At 54.4% G+C, this 22,252-nt stretch carries 22 protein-coding genes and 1 pseudogene; all 23 read right to left on the reverse strand.

The annotated features are described in order from the left end of the window. Window positions 1-19: 19 nt before the first annotated feature. Window positions 20-760, reverse strand: a complete 741-nt coding sequence (locus MRBBS_RS19500; RefSeq protein WP_014872296.1) for an SHOCT domain-containing protein — start codon at window positions 758-760, stop codon at window positions 20-22. A 131-nt stretch (window positions 761-891) separates the two neighbouring features. Next, entirely contained in the window at window positions 892-3,495 is a 2,604-nt protein-coding gene (locus MRBBS_RS14410; protein WP_014872297.1) for an AAA family ATPase, read from the reverse strand. Window positions 3,496-3,619: 124 nt separating this feature from the next. Continuing rightward, on the reverse strand, window positions 3,620-4,123 hold the full coding sequence (locus tag MRBBS_RS14415) for a hypothetical protein (protein WP_041635319.1): 504 nt from the start codon (window positions 4,121-4,123) through the stop codon (window positions 3,620-3,622). Between the two features lie 95 nt (window positions 4,124-4,218). Then, on the reverse strand, window positions 4,219-4,533 hold the full coding sequence (locus tag MRBBS_RS14420) for a hypothetical protein (RefSeq protein WP_014872299.1): 315 nt from the start codon (window positions 4,531-4,533) through the stop codon (window positions 4,219-4,221). 170 nt (window positions 4,534-4,703) lie between these two features. Continuing rightward, window positions 4,704-5,171, reverse strand: a pseudogene (locus MRBBS_RS19505) (HupE/UreJ family protein). Window positions 5,172-5,219: 48 nt separating this feature from the next. After that, entirely contained in the window at window positions 5,220-5,837 is a 618-nt protein-coding gene (locus MRBBS_RS14435; RefSeq protein ID WP_227497525.1) for an NAD(P)-dependent oxidoreductase, read from the reverse strand. Window positions 5,838-6,293: 456 nt separating this feature from the next. Further along, the gene (locus MRBBS_RS14440) at window positions 6,294-6,473 is read right to left on the reverse strand and encodes a DUF6732 family protein (RefSeq protein ID WP_014872303.1); all 180 of its coding nucleotides are present in this window, start codon (window positions 6,471-6,473) and stop codon (window positions 6,294-6,296) included. Window positions 6,474-6,516: 43 nt separating this feature from the next. Further along, a complete protein-coding gene (gene ureG, locus MRBBS_RS14445; RefSeq protein ID WP_014872304.1) occupies window positions 6,517-7,155 on the reverse strand; it encodes an urease accessory protein UreG in 639 nt (212 codons plus the stop codon). A 52-nt stretch (window positions 7,156-7,207) separates the two neighbouring features. Beyond that, window positions 7,208-7,903, reverse strand: a complete 696-nt coding sequence (locus MRBBS_RS14450; RefSeq protein WP_014872305.1) for an urease accessory protein UreF — start codon at window positions 7,901-7,903, stop codon at window positions 7,208-7,210. A gap of 5 nt (window positions 7,904-7,908) precedes the next feature. Beyond that, window positions 7,909-8,370 carry an urease accessory protein UreE gene (ureE, locus tag MRBBS_RS14455; RefSeq protein WP_014872306.1) on the reverse strand — a complete coding sequence of 154 codons (462 nt, stop codon included), beginning with the start codon at window positions 8,368-8,370 and terminating at the stop codon, window positions 7,909-7,911. A gap of 19 nt (window positions 8,371-8,389) precedes the next feature. Next, window positions 8,390-10,093, reverse strand: a complete 1,704-nt coding sequence (gene ureC / locus MRBBS_RS14460) for an urease subunit alpha (RefSeq protein ID WP_014872307.1) — start codon at window positions 10,091-10,093, stop codon at window positions 8,390-8,392. Beyond that, window positions 10,090-10,407 (reverse strand): urease subunit beta, encoded by a 318-nt coding sequence (locus MRBBS_RS14465; protein ID WP_014872308.1) that lies wholly within the window; start codon window positions 10,405-10,407, stop codon window positions 10,090-10,092. The genes ureC and MRBBS_RS14465 overlap by 4 nt, the downstream gene beginning before the upstream one ends. Before the next feature lie 10 nt (window positions 10,408-10,417). Continuing rightward, window positions 10,418-10,720: an urease subunit gamma gene (gene ureA / locus MRBBS_RS14470; protein WP_007352270.1), complete on the reverse strand. Its 303-nt coding sequence runs from the start codon at window positions 10,718-10,720 to the stop codon at window positions 10,418-10,420. A gap of 18 nt (window positions 10,721-10,738) precedes the next feature. After that, window positions 10,739-11,671, reverse strand: a complete 933-nt coding sequence (locus MRBBS_RS14475; protein WP_014872309.1) for an urease accessory protein UreD — start codon at window positions 11,669-11,671, stop codon at window positions 10,739-10,741. After that, on the reverse strand, window positions 11,668-12,366 hold the full coding sequence (urtE, locus tag MRBBS_RS14480; RefSeq protein ID WP_041635655.1) for an urea ABC transporter ATP-binding subunit UrtE: 699 nt from the start codon (window positions 12,364-12,366) through the stop codon (window positions 11,668-11,670). Before urtE ends, MRBBS_RS14475 begins: the two co-directional genes overlap by 4 nt. A gap of 53 nt (window positions 12,367-12,419) precedes the next feature. Next, window positions 12,420-13,244: an urea ABC transporter ATP-binding protein UrtD gene (urtD, locus tag MRBBS_RS14485; protein ID WP_014872311.1), complete on the reverse strand. Its 825-nt coding sequence runs from the start codon at window positions 13,242-13,244 to the stop codon at window positions 12,420-12,422. Next, window positions 13,241-14,365, reverse strand: a complete 1,125-nt coding sequence (gene urtC, locus MRBBS_RS14490) for an urea ABC transporter permease subunit UrtC (protein ID WP_041635320.1) — start codon at window positions 14,363-14,365, stop codon at window positions 13,241-13,243. The genes urtD and urtC overlap by 4 nt, the downstream gene beginning before the upstream one ends. 4 nt (window positions 14,366-14,369) lie before the next feature. Then, on the reverse strand, window positions 14,370-15,974 hold the full coding sequence (gene urtB, locus MRBBS_RS14495; protein ID WP_014872313.1) for an urea ABC transporter permease subunit UrtB: 1,605 nt from the start codon (window positions 15,972-15,974) through the stop codon (window positions 14,370-14,372). A 107-nt stretch (window positions 15,975-16,081) separates the two neighbouring features. Beyond that, window positions 16,082-17,380 carry an urea ABC transporter substrate-binding protein gene (gene urtA, locus MRBBS_RS14500; protein ID WP_041635656.1) on the reverse strand — a complete coding sequence of 433 codons (1,299 nt, stop codon included), beginning with the start codon at window positions 17,378-17,380 and terminating at the stop codon, window positions 16,082-16,084. Between the two features lie 251 nt (window positions 17,381-17,631). Further along, on the reverse strand, window positions 17,632-19,185 hold the full coding sequence (locus MRBBS_RS14505) for a sensor domain-containing diguanylate cyclase (protein ID WP_014872315.1): 1,554 nt from the start codon (window positions 19,183-19,185) through the stop codon (window positions 17,632-17,634). Between the two features lie 165 nt (window positions 19,186-19,350). Then, on the reverse strand, window positions 19,351-20,208 hold the full coding sequence (locus MRBBS_RS14510; RefSeq protein ID WP_014872316.1) for an ABC transporter permease: 858 nt from the start codon (window positions 20,206-20,208) through the stop codon (window positions 19,351-19,353). Beyond that, window positions 20,205-21,086 carry an ABC transporter permease gene (locus tag MRBBS_RS14515; RefSeq protein ID WP_014872317.1) on the reverse strand — a complete coding sequence of 294 codons (882 nt, stop codon included), beginning with the start codon at window positions 21,084-21,086 and terminating at the stop codon, window positions 20,205-20,207. The genes MRBBS_RS14510 and MRBBS_RS14515 overlap by 4 nt, the downstream gene beginning before the upstream one ends. After that, entirely contained in the window at window positions 21,083-22,234 is a 1,152-nt protein-coding gene (locus MRBBS_RS14520; protein ID WP_014872318.1) for an ABC transporter ATP-binding protein, read from the reverse strand. The genes MRBBS_RS14515 and MRBBS_RS14520 overlap by 4 nt, the downstream gene beginning before the upstream one ends. Window positions 22,235-22,252: the final 18 nt, after the last annotated feature.

Below are 22,252 nucleotides of genomic sequence, written 5' to 3' on the forward strand. Positions count from 1 at the left end.
CATAAAGCGCCAGTTCACGTCATAGAGAATTTAATATTTCTTTGCGTTTAACTTCATACTCAGCTTTCGTAATCAGGTCCTTGTCCTTTAGTTCTTTAAGATTACCCAGGCGAAAGGCTGCGTTTGAACTCATAGGTGATTTGGTTTTTTTGGGTGATTCGTTGTTTGGTGGGGCTCCCAATTTAAGTTCAAGTAGTGCAGCTTGCATCTTCGACAGAGCGTCATTCATCGCACGTTTTCCGGCAACACCATGCTCACTTAAACGCTCAGCTGTTTCAGCGGTACCAATTCCAACAACACGAGGAGCCGCTATTACTGTCCCGTTTTCATCACGGATGCTATTTGTAAGGTCGACAGTGAAATTGGTTGGTGGCCAAGTGAAAAATCCTGTGCTACCCGAGCTAGTCACTATTTGTGGTTGAATAACATAATCAAGCCCTAGCTGCTTAGTTCGCGAATAATCAGGTGTAGAACGTAACTGCACCACACCGGAGAAAACATTGGATAGCACTCGCTCGTACCCAGTTTCAATGTCTCGATATGGGAAGTATCTGACGTTGTCGCCGCCGCCACCTGGAGTTGTCACTTCAAGCGATAGAAGCTCAGAGGGTATGTAATAGCCAACACTCACAGACCTGTTATCAAAACCATGAGATAGCCTCTCAATTTTGGCGAGCTCTGGTGCAACAGTAATTCGGTGTGCACACCCGGATAGTGCACCAACGACAGCAATCGACAATAATATTTTTAGCAACTTCATTTAAATTTCCCAGTGTTTTTCTGTAATAGCCTAACGCCAATCTCACCGGTAAATTAGGAGCGCAGCAAGTAATTTATCCGCGTGCAACTTTTTGTTAGCTTTCCGGCGACGGAGCTAAGTCGGAAGCATTTTCACACCTTACGTTTCTGAGCCGTCGTCTTGCTTCTCTTCTCGATCCCCTCTCGCCAAGCATCCAATTTCATAATATCAGCAAGTAGCTCGTCGGGATCTGGAACAGCAATGCCGCCTTGCAGGGCTTTATCATGTGCGTAGTTCGAACACTTGGTCATGCCAGCGTAGACTTGCGCATAATCGTCATCTTCAACAACGACACCAGCAAGTCGCTGTGTTTCAACGCCTTTCCGGAACCGCAGGATCACCTCGCGCAAAAGGACTTCCTCGACAGCTCGCTCCCACGTCATACGGAGCCGGAAATAAGCATCAACTGTTTGTCTTCGATATTGTTGCTCTTCGCCGTCCCTGTGCAGTTTGGCGATAGTTTGATGCTGAGCTTTAAGGGCTTTAATTCGCTTACTAGTGCTTTTCCCCTCGAAAGGGAGTTCTGGATCAGCCACCCCGAATCCCTCAGCACGGCGTGTCAGGCTCTGTGTAGTAATAGGTACGGTAGCAAGCTTTGCTTCCTCGGCCAGTAGACAGAGAAAATAAATGTCATGGGTAAATACGATGACCTGACGGTGCGCGGCCTCTTGCGCTAGTCGCTTTGCTACACGTTCGCGGCGGCGATGGTCAAGAGAAGACACCGGATCGTCAAACACAATACCGCCCTTGCCATCACTTAGCCCGACTTCGGCCAGAAAAGAACCTATCGCGATTGCCCGCTGCTCTCCTTCACTGAGAATTTCGCCAGGGTTACGACTTTGTGGTAATTCAAGCTTTAATTTGTGCAAGGCCTTACCCCTATCGGAGCGGCTTTGTAGCGAAACGCGAAGCATGCCTACGCCTAACACCTTGAATTCGCGGTTGAGTGCTTCAGCAAGTTCTTTGGACACGACCTGTTCGGCCAGCTCTGATGCTTTTCGCGAAATGGAATTTGTCTTGACGCCCGACAGGCACTGTTTAAGTTTGGCCTGGTGGCCCAGCCGGGTAACCGCCATGACCACGGAATCCTTGACCTGACTTAGGCGCACTCGTGCATCGAATTCCATGAACTGCTTTTGAAGTGCGGCACGCGCCTTTTCGTCGGATACCTTTTCAAGAGTTTCAGCCTCGGCATTCAGCTTGTCAGCTAGCGTTTGAAATCGTGCTGAGGGGTTGACCAACCCTTGTTCGGTGCCCTCCCATTGGTAAGAGATTACCGCCGCCTTGACGGCTTCCTGGCGAGCGATCAGCGATTGTTCAAAGACTTTCGCATCATTCGCAAGTTGCGGGTCCAATCCTTCGATCTCACCGAAGGTCACATCGTCAATATTTAAAGTCAGAATGTTCGCAATGAACGGTTTGTACTCTGCGTACAGAGCTATTTGGCGCTCTTGGACGGTTTTCTCGGCCTCAGCTTGAATGAAGGACTCGAAACGCTGTAAACGGGCAGCGCCTTCGGCAAGAGGTTGCTGACATAGCGGACAAGGTGAATCGATTCCCAATTCTGGGAAGGCCTTGTCCGGATGGGATTCTGTCGCAAACTTTCGGGCGGCATCGAACAGCTCATGCCACGCCTCGCCCCCGGTGCCAGGTAGCAGATTTTCACCTTCCTTAAACTGCTTGGCTGCGAGTGCGGCGGCTGACTGCGCAGTGCGATAACTGTCTGCCAGATTGCGCAACCTGGCTACCACCGCATGATCTACCAGCGCTCCCTTGTTTATTGCATTTGTTGCGATGGCGGCGACTCGGCGAGCACGCAAACGCAATTGAATCGCCTTTTCCTTTGGATTGTTTTCCTTCAGACTCTTATCTAGAGTTGCATGCTGGGCTAATTCTTCCTGCGAAAGCGTCGCCAACGCTTCGATTTGAGCTTGTGTTGTTCTTGCCGACAGTCCAGAAATCAGCTTGCCAACGGCGGTTTCGCCGTGGAGCGGTACAAAAGCCGTAAGGTCTGCTGCAGACTGCGTATGCTCGATTTCGATGGCGGTCTTCAACTGTTTGCAGACCTTTGCCAGTCCCTCGAACACATCTAGCCCGTAGGGCACGTAAGAAAAGTCATCTTCGCTATCTAGGTAGGCTCGCGCACAATGCGAATCAAAGATCGCGAAAGACGACAGCGCTGCTGGCGCCGCTTTATCGTCGGTCCAGTGCGCATCTTGTGCCAAACCATCAACTTTAATCTCGAATACGGCTTCGGCTTTCCCTGTTTTACTTGCAGGTAGAGCGACGTTCGGATGAATTGCTTCCATCTGATCGCGGGCACGGCATGCGCGTTTGAACACGCGTGAATATCCTGATTTTCCAGAACCGTTGTCACCATATATGACTGTCATCCCAGCGGGACTAAAGGACAAGCGCTGATTTTCGGCAATCGCGTTAACATGCCGCATATTCTTCATCGCAAGCAGTTCAACATGAGTTGTCGCTTTCACCGGTGCAGGGATCTGATCGGCCGTTAGGGGGTTGGGCTTCCGTCCGTTTGGATCGGGTATACCGTTAGCAGCTTTCAGTAGCGCAAATAGATCATCTTGGTCTTCTGCTGTTAGGGTCTGTTTAGCCAGCAAGCGTGCCACTGCATCACTTTGCCATGTCGAAAGACTCTGCGACCAATTCAGTATTTCTTGCAGTAGCGACAAGATCTTCCCCTTTTTATTTGCCGACCGATTGAGAGTCGCTCGCAAAAGCTAACGCTTGCAGCATGCGCGCCTATGGAATGGAGCCGAAGGCGCAATGTAATAGGCGTCGCCGTGCCTGCACTTGTTAGCGAATTTTTCTCGTCGCAACGATGCCAAGATGTAAATTGACCTGCTCGTGCCACGAGTCTGGCTCTTCCAACCCGTCGATACGGACACTAAGATCTTCACCACAAAGTTGGGTTAAAACTTCAGAAAATCCTTTTTCAATTTCTGAGAGCCGAATGCCTTTCAGCAACTCAAAAGGCTTAATAGTCTCAAATGTTGGTCCGAAAATATCGTCTAGTGGCTGCCGCTCGTCTTGAGCGCTCTCACTAGACTCATTTTGAGCCTGTTTATGTGAAAATTGTGCCCTGGTTTCGGCAACCAACTCACTATTATTTCCAATGAAAGAAGTAACTAGATCTTCATTTTCATAACGATGGAGTGTTTCCAGGATTGCCTGCACCGATGGATAGTGTCCGTTCTGAATTGACAGCATCGCGGGCGTGACGGCCAAGTGCCTATCTTTATACAGTGCATCTATTAGATGCACTGTATATTCTTGTAAAGGATGAACATTTTCAGACATAATAATTTTCTCTTAATTCGCTAACAGTGACTAGGTAGCACACTTAATTATTACAAAAACCTGAGCGCTACATAAAATGCAGATCACACCAAAAATTAATACCTTTCCCTCAACCTAAACAACGAATCATAAAAAACACGCTGCACCCGCTCGCAATCACCTGACGCCTTCGTTTTTGCCATAATGAAGACGTCAGATGATTGCAATAACAAAGCATTAACTGTTTTCACACCTTCAAAAGCCACCTTCGACGCAAGAACATCATTTCCTGAATTTCTGAAGTCTGTCTGCTCTGGCGCAGCGATTTTTGTAGCGAAAAGCCAAACAGGACGCAGCACAGACAGCCGCAAAATAAACGGTATGAAAAACCAGGGGCTGAAAAGAGGCTGTGGTGGTACTGAAAGGTCCATCGGCTGTCATCCTTAACAAGCTGTGCGTCTATAACGGTTACAATATAGACTAAAACATCTCAGTACTGCTTGTCTGCCCCTTTGCAAAAATCCATAATTTTAAGCAATAAAAAAAGCTGCGCGGTAGGCCCGCGCAGCTTTTTTTTAACTCTATGTTCTAACCGTGTCCCTTACGCCGCCAGCAACGCTCCAGTTGCAGCAACCACACAGCCCAGCGATCGGCCGAACCGGTTAACCGTTTTCTGCATCAGGGTGCCAAGGGCAAGCCCTGCAAACGTAAGCGCAAGTGTGGCAATAAGAATACCGGCCAGTATTACCGACAAGCTGATACAGGTTTCCACGCCCGGCAGGCTCAAGCCGCTCCAGGCAATGCCAGCGCCGAAAACAAGGTTAGCAAACACAAACGGCCGTTCGCCGCGCATCATTTTGGAATCACGCGCCATGATATCCAGCTAGGCATGCACGTATTCGGCGATGTCGATTTTGTTGATGATCAACAGGTCGGATTTTGTGATGCCAGGGCCGCCTTTGCGGGGAATTTTGTCGCCGCCAGATTCCACCAGCACCAGTTCCAATTTCGGGAAAAACACCAGAAACAGGCACTCTTCACACCACTTAACCTCGCAGGGATACACTATACCTGTCTGTTCTGCCTGTCCTTTCTGGATATGATTAAATCCAAAGGTTTAATAACCTCGAAAAGCGTCTACTTGATTCATTAGGGCCTGACCACTTTTCATCAGTCGATAGTTTTTCAAAATTTGAGGCGCGACTGAGTTAGGATCTGTAATGCTTGAGCAGTGAGGGGTCAGGAGTATTTTGTTTTTCTGCCAAAATGGATGCATCTGAGATAATGGCTCCTCTCTAAAAACATCAAGGCATGCTCCTCTCAGCTGACCTTCATTTAGTGCTGTAATCAGATCTTCATCTATCAGGTGTTCGCCCCTCGCTACATTGACCAAGCAGGCCCCAAAAGGCAGTTTATTAATGTTTTCAAGGTTAAGAATACCCCGCGTCTCGTTTGTCAGGGGCAATAAGCAAATCAATATATCTACTTGTGAAAGAAACTCTCCTAGTTGCCTGTCACTTGCATAAGACTTTACTCCGGTGATGGTCTTTTGAGTGCGCGACCAACCAATGACATTAAATCCAATCTTGGAAAACTTGCTAGCCGAATATTCTCCAAGCTTACCTAGCCCCATTACACCGATGGTCGTATGGGCTATTGCTTTGGGTGACTGCTGTTTCCAGTTCGATTGGTATTGCTGAGCCTTGTATATGTCAAAATCCCGGAAGTAATACATAACGGCTGTATGAAGATATTAATACATAGACTGTGCTAATAGAGGATCTATGATTCTTATCACCCGTAGATCTTTTGGAAAAAACTCATCATTAAGTAAATGATCTATACCTGCGCCCATAGAGCAAATGCATCGCAGATTTGGGTAGTCTCGTAGAACGCCTTCAGGATGATTCCAACATAAGGCAAACTCAACGTCAGCTTTTCGGCTTTCGTTTGGCCATATTTGAACGTCGAGAGTAGGGTCTAATGCCCTTAGGGCGGCTACCCAGGGTTTAGGGTCTTTATTGGTACAAATAATTGATATTGTCATGTTATTTTTTTTTCCCGTAACTATACCGAACGCTTCATCGCCGCCAAAACGCGACTTCAAAACCGATCTGGGGAAAGAGCTGGCGTTTGCCGCCAGCCATTCTTGCGGGGACGTTGAAAGGCTGCGCTATCGTCGTCTCAACTCTCAGCGACGTTGCTTAATCTTCTTCCAGGCCGTGAACGCTATCGCGCTAACGATCACTGCGGCAGCCAAGTATTCAATATGCAGCACGTCGCCAATGGCTTCGTGGCCAGAGTGCGCCAGCGCGTTCGTGGAGACCAGCAGGAGCACTGCACTGATACTCATTTTTTTGATGTTTTTCATGACTGTTTTTCCATTTTGATTCGAAAGAAAAAAAGGTGTTCGCTCAGGCTGTCGCAGCCAGCTTTTCTGGCCTGCGCTCTGGCAGCATTCCCCGCTCCAGAATGAAGCTGATGATGGTCTCCAGCCCTACTCCGTCATAAAGATTGGCAAACACAAACGGCCGTTCGCCGCGCATCATTTTGGAATCACGCGCCATGATGTCCAGCGAGGCGTGCACGTATTCGGCGATGTCGATTTTGTTGATGATCAACAGGTCGGATTTGGTGATGCCGGGGCCGCCTTTGCGGGGAATTTTGTCGCCAGCGGATACGTCGATCACGTACAGGGTAAGATCAGACAGTTCCGGGCTGAAGGTGGCAGACAGGTTGTCGCCGCCGGATTCCACCAGCACCAGTTCCAGGTTCGGGTGTCGGTTTTGCAGGTCGTCGATAGCCGCCAGGTTCATGGAGGCATCTTCGCGAATGGCGGTGTGCGGGCAGCCGCCGGTTTCAACGCCAAGAATGCGGTCGGCCGGCAGGGCGTCGTGCTTCAGCAGGAAGTCGGCGTCTTCTCTTGTGTAGATGTCGTTGGTCACCACGGCGATGTCGTAGTGGTCTTTCAGGGCACTACACAGCTGGCGCAGCAATGCCGTTTTGCCGGAGCCTACCGGGCCGCCAACGCCTATTCTCAAGCAATGTGTCATGGTTATTTCCTCGTTCGCTATTCGTTTCTGAAGACGTCAGTTTCTGAAAAAGTTAACTTCTAAAAAGTCTCGAATATTGTGTTTCGTGCAACGCACTGCCCAGCGCCAGCCCCGGCAGGATGGGGCCGAGTTCGTGATCTTCCCTTTGCAGAGCAACCTCCACGGCTGTCACCAGCAGTGGGCGCATGTGTTCGGTGATGCGCTGGGCGGCGGTGTGGCCAAGGGGCAGCGCTTTGCAGGCGACGGACAGCTGGTTTTCCAGCCAGGCCCAGGCGAAGCCAATGAGTGTTTGCCGTTGCGGTACCCGTCGGTAATGGGCTACCCAAGCGAACATGGTGATGTAACCCGGTTGGCTTGGAATCAGGTTCGCATCCGGCAGCAAGCCAAGGTTGCGCAGCAAGGTGACCAGGGCTGCGCCCAGGCGGGTGTCTTCGTCGCTCAGTTCGGCGGTTTCACGTGTGGCTTGTAGCCAGGTGTTCCACTGGGCAATGGCCTGCGCATCTTCCGTTGCCCAGGCCGTTTGCAGCCGCGCCAGCAGGGGCAGCTCGCAGCGGCTTAAACCATCTTCTAGAACGCCTTCCAGCCATTCCTGCAAGTCGGCTTCGGTTTTCACCCAGCCCAGTTCAAACGCACTTTCCAGGCCCTGTGACCAGGCAAAGGCCCCTATGGGCAGCGCGGGGCTGACCAATTGCATCAGGCCCAGTAGTGCCAGGTCGCTCGAAGCGCCTGGTTGGCTGTCAGTGGTCATGACTGTTAATGCTCATGGCTGTGACTGGCCGGGGCATAGGCGCCCGGCTCGGGGTCGAATTTGGCGTTGTGGTGGGCAAGAGTGGCGCCCAGGTGCTCGGCCAGTTCTTCCAACACGTGGTCGGGCGGGAAGCGAACCCAGCCACCCTGCTCGTCTTCGCCAATGGCCAGTGACACGTGGCGGTTGCCCAGGTGGAAGCACAGTCGTGCCAGCGGCAGGCCGGCGCCAATGCGTGCGGTGACCACGGGCTCGTCGGCGGCGCGAATGCGGATAACTTCGCCGGTTCGGGCTTGCAGCAGGTCGCCATCGCGCAGTACCGGGCCACGGTCCAGAAACAGGCCTACATCAAGGCTGGTTTCGGTGGTGGCGCGCAGGCGGCCGCGCATACGCAGTTCGTAGGGCAGAACCAGGTTGTCGTGAATTTCTGCGCTGTCGATGTTATGGGTGCGTTCTATTAGTTCCAGCATAGGGTTCTCCGGGTGCGCCTTAAAACAGGTGGTAGCGCTGGGCCAGTGGCAGTTCAGAAGCCGGCTCGCAGGTAAGCAGTTCGCCGTCTGCGTACACTTCGTAGGTTTGCGGGTCTACGGTGATGTGTGGGCAGGCGTCGTTCAGTTTCATGTCGGCCTTGCGCACCTGCCGTACGTTCTTGCAGGCCGCCAGCGGGCTGTCCAGGCCCAGTGCTTTGCCAACGCCCGCATCCAACGCAGCCTGGCTGACAAACGTCAGGCGCGTGGCGCTGGCGGCTTTGCCAAAGGCGCCAAACATCAGGCGGTAATGCACCGGCTGGGGCGTGGGGATAGAGGCATTAGGGTCACCCATGGGCGCGGCTGCAATCATGCCTCCTTTCACAATAAGGGCGGGCTTTACGCCGAAAAACGCCGGGTTCCACAACACCAGGTCTGCCATCTTTCCCACTTCTACCGAGCCTACTTCATGGCTGATGCCGTGGGTGATGGCGGGGTTGATGGTGTACTTGGCGATGTAGCGTTTGGCGCGAAAGTTGTCGGCACCCAAGTCTTCATCTTGCGGCAGCAAGCCCCGTTGCTGTTTCATTTTGTGAGCCGTTTGCCAGGTGCGGCACACCACTTCGCCCACCCGGCCCATGGCCTGGGAATCAGAGGCAATCATCGAGATAACGCCCAGGTCGTGAAGGATGTCTTCTGCGGCGATGGTCTCGCGACGAATGCGTGAATCGGCGAAGGCGACGTCTTCCGGGATGTTCGGGTCCAGGTGGTGGCACACCATCAGCATGTCTAGGTGTTCGTCGATGGTGTTCACGGTGTAGGGCCGCGTGGGGTTGGTGGATGACGGCAGTACGTAGGGTTTAGAGCAGGCGGTGATGATGTCTGGCGCGTGGCCGCCACCGGCACCTTCGGTGTGGTAGGTGTGAATGCAGCGTTCTTTGAACGCGGCCAGGGTGTCTTCCACAAAGCCGGATTCGTTCAGGGTGTCGGTGTGGATGGCCACCTGTACGTCGTATTTGTCTGCCACGGTCAGGCAGTTGTCGATGCTGGCCGGGGTGGTGCCCCAGTCTTCGTGCAGTTTCAGGCCAATGGCGCCGGCTTTTATTTGCAGTTCCAGGGCTTCGGGCAGGCTGGCGTTGCCTTTGCCAAGGAAGCCGATGTTCATCGGCATGCTGTCGACGGCCTGAAGCATTTTGCCCATGTGCCAGGCACCGGGTGTACACGTGGTGGCGTTGGTGCCGGTGGCCGGGCCGGTGCCGCCGCCGAGCATGGTGGTAATGCCGCTCATCAGGGCTTCTTCAATCTGCTGGGGGCAGATGAAGTGGATGTGGGCGTCGATGCCACCGGCGGTGAGGATTTTGCCTTCGCCGGCGATGATTTCGGTGCCAGGGCCGATAACGATGGTGACATCTGGCTGGGTGTCGGGGTTGCCGGCTTTGCCGATGGCGGCGATGCGGCCGTTTTGCAGGCCAACGTCGGCTTTAACGATGCCCCACCAATCCAGAATCAGGGCGTTGGTGATGACGGTGTCCATCACGGTGTCGTCGGCGCGCTGGCTTTGGCCCATGCCGTCACGGATGACTTTGCCGCCGCCGAATTTTACTTCGTCACCGTAGTGGGTGGCGTCGCTCTCCACTTCTATCCACAGCTCGGTGTCGCCCAGCCGGACTCGGTCACCGGTGGTGGGGCCGTACATGTCGGCGTAGGCTTGTCTTGTGATTTTCATTTCTGCACCTCCAGACTTCCCATCACTTCGCCGCGAAAACCGTAGATGTTTCGGCTGCCGGCAAACGGGATCAGGGTGACCTTTCGTGACTGTCCAGGCTCGAAGCGAATGGCGGTGCCCGCGGCGACATCAAGCCGGTAACCTGTTGCTTTGGGACGATCAAACTTCAGCGCCGGATTGGCCTCGGCGAAGTGGTAGTGGGAGCCGATCTGTATCGGGCGGTCGCCGGTGTTGGCGACGTCGACGGTGATGCGTTTGCGGCCGGCGCAGAGTTCTATGTCGCCGTCTTTCAGTTGGTACTCTCCGGGGATCATGGCGCGGCCCTCATACAATGGGGTTGTGAACAGTCACCAGTTTGGTGCCGTCCGGGAAGGTGGCTTCTACCTGCACTTCGGGAATCATCTCGGCGATGCCATCCATCACGTCGTCGCGGGTCAGAATTTCCGCGCCGCTGCTCATCAGCTCGGCAACGGTTCGGCCCTCACGCGCGCCTTCCATAATTTCGGTGCTGATCAGGGCGATGGCTTCGGGGTAATTCAGTTTCAGGCCTTTGGCTTTGCGGCGTTCGGCCAGCAGGCCAGCCGTGAACAGCAGCAGCTTGTCTTTGTCTCTTGGTGTCAGTTCCATTTTGTTATTCCTCTAATCTCAGGTCAGCCATATCCGCGGCACTGTCGCCGCTTTGCCGGTCAGCAAGGGCCGCAATAACTCCCAGGCTTGCTGGCATATAGCCCAGGCTTCGTTTCTTTCTTGCCCCAAGTAACGCAACAACACCACGCCCCGGCGGCGGGTGACGGCCCAGCGCGGGTTTGCCGGCAGTGCAGCACGCAGTGCTTCTATCGCGGCGGTTTCGTGTTCCAGGCCAACCACCCACAAGGTGGCCTGTACGGTTGCGCCGCCCTGGCCCCAGGGGCCTTTGAAGCGGCGGTGTTGCGGGCTCATGATTTGGCGTTCCAGCCATAACGGCTGGCCGTCCATCCGCAGTTGGAAACGCTGTTCCATATGGCCGGATGTGAACGGCAACTGGCTGGCCGGGCGGCCAAGGGCGAGAATTTCCCAGCCCAGGCATTTGGCGCCGGTTTGCAGTTCGATGGTGGTGGTTTGTTCGCCCCGGGAACCGTCAAACGCCAGGGTTTCCTGCGGCAGGTATTCGAGTGTGGCGTTGCTGGCGACGTGCAAGCAGGTGTGTTGGCCCCAGGCCACACCATGGCTGTCAGCTTTGTAGAGTTTGGCGGCGGCGGGTGTGGTTAGCAGCACGTGCGCGCCTTCTTCCACAGTGGCATCAATACGCAGTTCGTCGCCGCTGACCAGCCCACCCGGCGGGTGAAGCAGGTACACATGACAACAGCCGTTGCGGCCTTCCGGGTAAAACGGCCGCTGCACTCTTAACGGGCCGTGGTGCTTGCGCCGCGCTAATCGGGTAATGGCGTTGCCTGACCCATCGCTGCGTAGGTCAAAACCCAGAGACAGGGCCGCGGCCCAACGCCTTTGTGGGTCGAAGCGGTGTCCGGAATCCTGTTCTGGCGAGTGAACGGGCTCGGTACGCTGATCAACGGGCGCAACGCGCTGAAACACGGTCATACCGTCAGGTGCTTTTTAATGAGTTCGTTGGTCAGACCGGCGATTTCGCCTTCGGCTACGCGGCGGCCGCGGTCGAGGATGGCAAAGCGGTCGGCGTACTTGCGGGCGAAAGGCAGTTTTTGTTCCACCAACAGCACCGTCAGGCCGTCTTCTTTGATCAACGTGCGAATAACCTCGCCAATCTGAGCGACGATGTTGGGCTGAATGCCCTCCCCCGGCTCGTCCAGAATCAACAGGCGCGGTTCAATCACCAAGGCCCGGCCTATGGCCAGTTGCTGTTGCTGGCCGCCAGAGAGATCGCCGCCGCGGCGGTGGCGCATTTCTTCCAGCACCGGAAACAGTTCGTACACGCGCTCGGGGATTTTTTTGCTGCCGTCTTTACGCACCGCCAGGCCGGTACGCAGGTTTTCTTCCACTGTCAGCAGCGGGAAAATCTGCCGGCCCTGAGGCACGTAGCCTATGCCCAGGCGAGAACGGTCTTCAATTTTTTTCTGGGTAAGCTCGACCTCTTGGGCGAACGTGATGGAACCGCTCTTGACGGTTTCTTCGCCCATGATGCATTTCATCAGCGTGGTTTTACCCACGCCATTGCGGCCCATAACGCAGGTACACTGGCCCTCGGGCACATCCAGTTCCAGATCCCAAAGGGTGTGGCTTTCGCCGTAATACTGATCGATTTTCTGGATTTTCAGCATTAGGTTTTTCATTGGCAACTGGCGTTCAATCAGCATCAAGCTCTCAACTGGCATCAGGTTTCCTCCCCCAAGTACACCTTGATAACGTCCGGGTGGTTAGACACCTGATCCATGGTGCCTTCCGCCAGCACGCTGCCCTGGTGCAACACGGTAACTTTGCGGGCGATGGAGCGCACAAAGCCCATGTCGTGTTCCACCACCACAACGGACTGTTTGCCGGCAAGCGTGGTGAGCAATTCGGCGGTGCGTTCCATTTCCTGTTCGGTCATACCGGCCACGGGTTCGTCTACCAGTAACAAGCGCGGTTTTTGCATCAGCAACATGCCAATTTCCAGCCATTGTTTCTGGCCGTGGGACAAAATGCCGGCCAAGGCAGCACGAAGGTTGCGCAGACCAATCGTCTCCAGCACTTCGTCGATGCGGTCGCGGCATTCGCCGTTCAGCACCGCGGTCAGCGTAGGCAGTACGCGCTTGTCCGCCGCCATCGCCAATTCCAGGTTTTCGAACACTGTGAGTGCTTCAAACACCGTGGGCTTCTGAAATTTGCGGCCAATGCCCAACGAGGCGATTTCGGGTTCGCTTTTGGTCAGCAGGTTATGGCGGCTGCCAAACCAGACCGAGCCGGTATCCGGTCGGGTTTTGCCGGTAATGATGTCCATCATGGTGGTTTTGCCCGCCCCGTTAGGCCCAATGATGCAGCGCAGCTCGCCGTCGTCGATGGTCAGGTTCAGGTTGTTGATGGCCTTGAAGCCGTCAAAGCTCACGCTGACGTCTTCCAGGTACAGAATAGGCCCGTGGCGAACGTCAACCGGTGATACCTCTGGAATCAGAAAGTTGAACACCTTGTCGCGGTTGGCGAGTTCCTTTAAAAAACTCATACGGTGGCCTCCTGCGAGTCGGGATTGTTAGCGGGCGCAGCGGCCTTTTTAGGCTTGAACACCAACCCGGCAATGCCTTTGGGCAGAAACACCGTAACCAGAACAAACAAACCGCCCAAGGCGAACAGCCAGGCGTCTGGCATCACGCCGGTAAGGACGGTTTTGGCGTAGTTAACCAGCACCGCACCAATCACCGCGCCGTAAAGCGTGGCGCGACCACCCAAGGCCACCCACACCACAATTTCGATGGAGAACAACGGCGAAAATTCGCTGGGATTGATGATGCCCACCTGGGGCACATACAAGGCGCCCGCTACGCCGGCCAGCATAGCCGATATCACGAATACGAATAACTGCACCCGTTCCACCCGATAGCCCAGAAAGCGGGTTCGCGCTTCGGCGTCGCGGCAGGCCACGCTCACCCGGCCCAGCTTGCTGGTCACAATGCCACGGCAAATCACAAAACCAATCGCCAGCGCCACACCGGTGGCCAGGAACAGCCCCAGGCGGGTGGCATCGGTGCGCAAATTGAAGCCCAGAAGGTCTCGGAAATCGGTCAGGCCGTTATTGCCGCCAAAACCCATTTCGTTGCGGAAGAATGCCAACATCAGGGCAAAGGTCAGCGCCTGAGTGATGATAGACAGGTAAACCCCGGTCACCCGCGACCGAAACGCCAGAAAGCCGAACACCAGTGCCAGAAGGCCGGGCGCCAGCAGCACCATCGCAAAGGCAAACCAGGCCATGTCGAAACCCAGCCAGTACCAGGGCAACTCCTGCCAATTCAGAAACACCATGAAATCCGGCAGAACCGGGTCGCCGTAGGTGCCGCGATCGCCAATCTGGCGCATCAGGTACATGCCCATGGCGTAGCCTCCGAGGGCAAAAAATGCGCCGTGGCCCAAGCTCAGAATGCCCAGGTAACCCCACACCAAATCGACGGCCACAGCCAGCAAGGCGTAACACAGATACTTGCCCAGCAAGGTAACGGTGTAAGCGCTGACATGCAGCGCGTTGTCTTCCGGCAGGGCCAGGTGCAGCACCGTAACCACCGCCAGCGCTGCAAACAGAACGCCCAAAAATGTTTGAGTGGAGCGTTCAGCCAAAGGTCTTGTTAGCCACATGTCCTTACCCCTCCGCTGCACGGCCTTTCTGGGGGAACAATCCCCGAGGCCGTTTTTGAATGAACAGGATGATCAGCACCAGCACCAGAATTTTGGCCAACACCGCGCCCACCCAGGGTTCCAGCAGCTGGTTGATGGTGCCAAGCGTCAATCCCGCCAGCAGCGTGCCCCACAGATTGCCCACGCCGCCGAACACCACCACCATGAACGAATCGATAATGTAACTCTGGCCCAGATTGGGGCCAACGTTGGTAATCTGTGACAAAGCCACCCCCGCCAGGCCGGCAACGCCAGAACCCAGGGCAAAGGTCAGAATGTCGACGCGGGTGGCTTTTATGCCCATGGAGCGGGCCATGGTCCGGTTTTGGGTAACCGCCCGAACTTCCAGCCCGAGGCGGGTTTTGCGCATAATCAGCATCAGCCCGGCAAACACCACCAGTGCAAAACCAATCACATAAAGCCGGTTGAGCGTCAGTGACAAAGCTTCGTTGATCATCACCGAACCACTCATCCACTCCGGTGTAATTACCGTGCGGTTCAGCGGGGAAACCACTGTGCGCACCAACTGTTGCAGAATCAGGCTGACACCAAAGGTGGCCAGCAGGGTTTCTAGCGGGCGACCTTTCAGGTATTGAATAACGGTGCGTTCAATCACCACGCCGGCCAGTGCCGCCACCATAAAACCAGCAGGAATAGATAAAATCAGCGCCAGGCCCGGCTGGCCCGGCAGCAGCTGCTGCATGCCCCAGGTGGTGTAGGCACCCAGCATAATCAGTTCGCCGTGGGCCATGTTGATCACGCCCATTACGCCAAAGGTAATGGCCAGGCCGATGGCAGCCAGTACCAACACCGAGCCCAGCGACAGGCCGAAATACAGGGTTTCGGCGGCGCGGTTCAGCGTCAGTTTTTGTTCGATGCTGTCCATCGCTTTGGTGGCGGCGGCGACCAGCTCCGGGTTATCGCTGCGCATGGCTTGTTGCAGGGCAGCGCGGGCTTGCGAGTTCAGGCTACCAGACAAGGTTTCAACCGCAGCCAGATCGCCCTGCTCGGCCACGCGGTAGATGGCCAGTGCTTCCGTGAGTGCGGCGCGAACCGGCGCACTTTGTTCGGTTTCAATAAGGCCCGGCACGCGTTTTGCCAATGCGCTGTCTACACTGCCTTTCAGGGTGCGGGCGGCGGATAAACGGCTGCTTTGGTTAGGGCTTTTGAGGTCAATCACAGAAAGGATGTCTTCCAGTTCGCCACGCAACGCGTTATTGACGCGAATGGTGTCGATGTCCCGGCGGGAGAACTCGCCCAAATTTTCGCCGGTCAGTGCGCTTTGCACTGTCCAGTCTCGGCCGCGATTGTCGGTCACGATGATGAATTGCCCGCTGGATTCAATGCGGGCCAGTTTGTTGCTGGCAAACGATTCCAGCCAGCCTCGGGCGCGTTCGTCGCCGCTGCCTGCAATGCGATTAACCACGGCTTCTTTGTCTGCAAATGACGATTCCGCCAGTGCCGTGAGCAGTTGTTGCGCTTCGGTGTCTTCCACCTGAGCCTGGGTGAAGCCCGGCCAGAGCAGAGAACAGACAAGCAGAAGCTGACTGAGCAATCGGGTGCTGCCCATGGTTGTGTCCTGTTTTTATTTAAAAAAAAGAGTTCAACAAAACATGCTGTTGTAAAAAAGCGGACGAGGATCAACCCCGCCCGCGAAAAGGTATGACCGTTTTGACCTTACTGAGCAACCACTGCCGCTTTGCCGCCACAGGTTCCGCTAACCACGTTGAAGTTTCCGCAGGACATCGGCTTGCGCCAGTCGCTGATCAGATCTTTTGAGCCTGGCAGGAAATCAGACCAGGCATCGCCCACAACCGTTGACGGCGTTTGCCACACCACGGAGAACTGCCCGTTGTCTTGAATCTCGCCAATCAGCACCGGCTTGGTGATGTGGTGGTTGGGCATCATGGTGGCGATGCCACCGGTGAGGTTGGGCACAGCAACGCCGATAATGGCGTCTTTCACTGCGTTTACATCGGTGGTGCCGGCTTTTTTCACCGCTTCCACGTACATGTTGAAGCCAATGTAATGGGCTTCCATCGGGTCGTTGGTAACGGCGTCTTCCTTACCGGTGTAAGCAACCCAGGCGTCGATGAATTCATAGTTGGCGTCGGCATCTACGCTCATGAAGTAATTCCAAGCCGCCAGGTGGCCGACCAGTGGGCCTGTGTCGATACCCGACAGCTCCTGCTCACCCACAGAGAAGGCGACTACCGGAATATCAGCGGCATTGATGCCCTGGTTGCCCAGCTCGCGGTAGAAAGGAACGTTGGCGTCACCGTTAATGGTGGAAACAACCGCCGTTTTCTTGCCGGCACTGCCGAACGCTTTGATATCCGACACAATCGCCTGCCAATCAGAATGACCGAAAGGCGTGTAGTTAATCATGATGTCTTCGGGGGCCACGCCCTGGGCTTTCAGGTAGGTTTCCAAAATCTTGTTGGTGGTGCGCGGGTACACATAATCGGTACCGGCCAACACCCAGCGCTCAACGCCGATGTCGTTCATCAGATAGTTAACCGCAGGTATTGCCTGCTGGTTGGGCGCTGCGCCAGTGTAGAACACGTTTTCAGACGACTCTTCGCCTTCATACTGAACCGGGTAAAACAGCAAACCATTAAGCTCTTCGATAACGGGCAGTACCGACTTGCGTGATACCGAGGTCCAGTTGCCAAAAATAACGTCGACCTTGTCTTTTGCCAACAGCTCGCGAGCTTTTTCAGCAAACAGCGGCCAGTTAGACGCGGGGTCAACCACCACAGGCTCAAGCTGGCGGCCCAGGATACCACCCGCTGCGTTCTGTTTTTCGATCAGCATCAGCATGGTGTCTTTCAAGGCGGATTCGCTGATGGCCATGGTTCCGGAGAGGGAATGCAAAATACCAACCTTGATGGGGTCCTCCGCAGCGAGGGCACTAAAAGAAATGGATAGCGCCAGTGCAGAGACGGCCAGTTTCACATGTTTTCTGATGCTCATTTCGTCTTCCTTTGCGTCTTGATGGATTGCGCTGTTGGTCAGCAACACATCCCTTCCTCTGCATGGAACGTTCCAACCATGACCATTCACTCATAAATTCAATACGTTAAGGCGCAAAAGACGAGTAAGGCAGAATACAATTGAAACAATTTGTAAGCACAACGCACCAAAACACACGCAGTCGAAAGCCCCATGCTCACTATTGGTGCGTGCGAAGGCCTGCAAGGTTAGATTGAAAAGGTATGGGGGGGTTATTTCAGCACAATAGGTTTCGGGAGGGGCGAGTGCTCAGCCGAAAAGAACCGGATATTATTGTTGCCGAAACTTTTGGCGGCATACATTGCACTGTCGGCATTTATGATCAAATCCGAGGCACTGTCCCCATCAGCAGGGAAAGTGGCAATACCCAGCGATACGCCTATCTGGACCACCTCACCCAGAATCTCTATGGGCTCATTAATCGAGGCAACAATACGATTCGCGACATCGGTAATTTCGTCTCTTCCCCGCGGGTTGTTAAGGAGAAAGATAAACTCATCGCCACCCACACGGGCTATGGTATCGGAGCTTCGCACCAGCGCCAGCAACCGTTTCGCCACATCTTTTAACAGGTCGTCTCCAAACTTGTGACCCAGTTGGTCGTTTACCAGCTTAAATCCATCAAGGTCGAGAAACATCAGTGCAAAATGGCTCTCTTCGCGATTGGAATGGAGCACTTTTTGGCTAATCCTGTCCATCAGTAAGGTTCTGTTGGGCAAGTCGGTCAAGGCATCGTGAAACGCCAAATGCCGGATGTGCTCGTCTTTTTTCCAAAGTGCCGTAATATCACTGAATACAGAGACATAGCGCATGGGCTCGCCGACCCCATCAAGCACCACACTGATGGTCATGCGTTGCAGGTAAAGCTCGCCGTCTTTACGGCGGTTCCATATTTCGCCATGCCAGCACCCCTCGGCGTTTATTTCCTCCCACATGGACGTATAAAACGTCTGGTCATGCCGGTCGGAGTGCAAAATATGAGGAGTTTGCCCGACAGATTCCTCAACGGTGTAGCCCGTAATTTCGACGAACCCTGGATTAACCGATAAGATCACGCCGTCAACATTTGTAATCAAAACACCATCGAGCGTATTGTCGAAAACACACGCCGCCAGCTTGAGCTTTGCCTCAATCTCCTTAAGAACCGTTATTTCGTTGGCCTGAATAGAGAACCCCCGAACCGTACCACCGGCTTCAAAGTCTGGAATATAGTGCCCTATGATATGCCCGACACTGCCATCGGCTTTGGTCAGAGTGCGCTCAAAGCGTTGCGGTTTGCCAGCCAGCACCGCACGAATATGGGGCTCATTCAGGGCATACAGTTGCTCGCTGACCAAGTCCTGAAACCGAATCCCGATAACGTCTTCGGGTGGCATGCCAAACCATTCACTGAACGCATTGTTGGCAAAGCGGCAACGTAAATTCTTGTCCCAATAGCCCATCATATTTGGCGCGCTATCAACAATGGTTCTGATGAGCTGCTCGCTCTTGACGCTCGCCTCTGATACGGATTCAGCCTGTTTGAGTGCTTTTTGGATACGATGAGTAACATGGATACGGTGAGCAATGAATGGGCAGGTAATGGCAAACGTAGCCATCACCAGAAAATAAAAGCCATGCTCAAAAACAGAATGGGTTACGGATAGGGGCCATATTTCAATGCTTGCGATCAAGCTGACAACGGCGAGTACAACGAAAAAATATTTACTGCAGGGTGAAACTATTACCGCGTTTAGCCAAGGCCGGTGTGTTTTTTCAACGCTCATGTCTTATCTCTGATTGCAGGCATACTATTTCCCAACGGCGTCTATGGCGATGCAACCCTCGGATATGACCACAAAGTTAACACACCTTGCGGGCTTTGCATGTGAATAATAGGTAGGGGAAAAATCAAAAAATGCAGCCTTTCACAGCATCTTGTAATGCGTAGATTAAGGCTTGGCCGGGCGCTGCACGAATAGTGAAACCAGCGCCAAACACGCGGACCCCACCATCAGCAACACCGACACCGCGTTTAATACCGGTGTTGAGCCTTCCCGCAGCCGGTCAAACATCGCAATGGTCAGCGGGGCATCGGAGCCCACCAGCATTAACGTCGTGTTGAAGTTTTCAAACGACATTAGAAACGCCACCACGCCGGCACCAAAAAGCGCGGGTTTCAGGAACGGTAGGGTAACGGTGGCAATGGCGGTCAAGCGGCTGGCGCCCAGGTTCATGGCGGCTTCTTCCTGGGTAATGTCGAATTTGCGCAGGCGCGCAGAGATCACCAAGGTGGCAATGGTGGTAAGGAACGCAAATTGCCCAAGCGTGACCAATACCAGGCCCGGGCGCAGGGCTTCTATTTCATAACCAAACTGCACCTCAAACCAGTTAGCCACGGTACTGCTGAACACCAGAATGGATACCCCGAGTATCACCCCCGGTATCACCAGTGGCATCAGCATCAGCACGTAAAGAAAGTTCTTACCCGGAAACTGTTCGCGCTCGAACAAAAAAGCGTTGCAGGTGGCCAGTGCCAGACTGGCCATAGTGGTGACAATGGCCACCTGAACACTCACACCGATACTGTCGAGCAGGGCGTCATCGTGCAACAGGCCGAGCCTGGGATCGCCCTTACCCAGATACCAGTCCCAGGTGAAACCATTCCACGGCAGCGACGGAAATAAGGCGTCGTTAAACGAGAACGCCGCCACAACCACCAGGGGAGTGATTAAAAAAATGAAAAACAGCGTTACATAACTCAGGTAGGAAACCCGAAAGAAACGGCTGCTGGGAATAGAGGGAATCATGACATCACCCGTGTAAACGACTGCCTGGTGATTTTCAGGCCCAACCAAACGATGAGTGACGAGAGTATCAGCAGCAAAATGCCGAAAGCGGCGCCCTGCTCCCAGTTAAAGCGGGTAATAAACTGAGTGTAGATCTGCTCGGTAAACCACAGGCTGGATTTGCCGCCCAGCAGTGTTGGGGTCAGGTAATTTCCGAGCGTTAGCATAAACACCACAATGCAGCCGCTCATGATGCCAGGCATAGCGTGGGGAATCACAATACTGCGCATCACGTTCCAACTGCTGCCACCCAGGTCGTATCCGGCTTCAATCAGGCTGTTGTCCAGGCTGTCGAGGGTGGTCACCAGTGGCACGACCATAAACAGCATGGAGGTGTAGATCAGCCCCACCATAATGGCGACGTCGTTATAGAGCATTTCAACGGGCTGGTCCGCAAGCCCGAACCATTGCAGCGCGCCGCTGATCAGACCGGTTTCCCGCAGTAATATCATCCAGCCGTAAGTACGCACCAGTTCGCTGACCCAGAACGGCAGCAAGCACAAAATAAACAACGCAATCCGCGGCCTTCCGGTGAGTACCTTGGCAATATAAAACGACACCGGGAAGGCAATGATCAGCGTCAGCACCGTGGCAACAATAGACATCACCGCGGTGCGAACAAAGGTATTCCAATACAGAGGTTCGGTAAAAAACGCGGTGTAGTTACTAAAGCTGAAACCGTATTGCCGGGAGGCAATGCGCTCCCGCAGCGACACCAGCACCATATCGATGTGCGGCAGAATAATCAGCAAGCTGAGCCAGAGTACGATAGGCGCCAGCAACAGCCAAAAGCCCAGGCGGAATTGGGTACGGTTGAAGTTGCCGTTTGCTTTGCTCATGGCGTACCCAGCGGCTTCGTATCCGCGGGGGCGGCGAAACAGAGGCACTGACTGGCTTGCCAACTGACATGCACCGATCGGCCCGGCTCTAATGCCTGAAAGTCTGCGGTCTGCGGCAGCGCTACTGTAAGCTCGGCGCCTTCGGCGGTTTCCACCTGAACCCGGCTTTGTGCGCCATCAAACAGTACGCGCGAAACGGTGACGGCCAGGCAATTGTCTTGTTCCGTTGCCGGCCTGGATGTGCTGATCTGCATCACTTCCGGCCGAACAAACAAGGTAATGGGTGAGCCCGCCAGCAACGGTTGGTTGGCGTGGCTCAACAAACGCACACCCTGCTCGGTCACAAGGGTGACAAGGTCGCCAGACTGCGACTGTACCTTGCCTGCGTACTGGTTGCTATCGCCAACAAAGCCTGCCACAAAGGCGGTTTTTGGCTGGTAGTAAAGCTCTTGCGGCGTGCCGACCTGCTCAAACCGGCCCTTGTTCATTACCGCTACTTGGTCAGACATAACCAGTGCTTCAGACTGGTCGTGGGTGATGTAAACAAACGTGGTGTTGAACTCGCGCTGCAACCGTTTAAGCTCAATTTTCATTTGCTCGCGCAGTTTTAAATCCAGAGCGCCTAACGGCTCATCGAGTAACAACACGGCGGGGTTCAGCACCAGGCAGCGGGCTATGGCTACGCGCTGTTTTTGCCCGCCAGAGAGCTGATCAATGCGTTTGTCGCCGTACCCAGGCAAGTGAACCTTGGCCAGTACTTCGTCAATCAGGGTGGCGTGTTCACGCTTCGGAATGCCTTTGCGCTTCAACCCATAAGCAATGTTTTCGGCCACCGACATGGTCGGAAACAGTGCCAGGTGCTGAAATACCATATTAACCGGCCGCTTGTTCGGCGGCGTATCCAGCACTGACTTTCCTTTAATCAGAATGTCACCGGAATCCGGTTGCTGAAACCCAGCCAACATCCGCAGCAGCGTTGTTTTGCCGCAGCCAGACGGGCCAAGGATGGAAAAGAACGCCCCGCGGGGGATGCTGAACGACACCCCGTCGACCGCAGTAAACTCACCAAAATGTTTGCTCAGCAGGGTGCAGGCAAGATCTTCCTGCACCCCCGCATCGGCACCCGATGCGCATGCTTGATCTGACATAGACAACAACCTTAATCG

Origin of the sequence: Marinobacter sp. BSs20148, from assembly GCF_000283275.1 — a bacterium.
In the GTDB taxonomy this organism is placed as follows: domain Bacteria; phylum Pseudomonadota; class Gammaproteobacteria; order Pseudomonadales; family Oleiphilaceae; genus Marinobacter; species Marinobacter psychrophilus.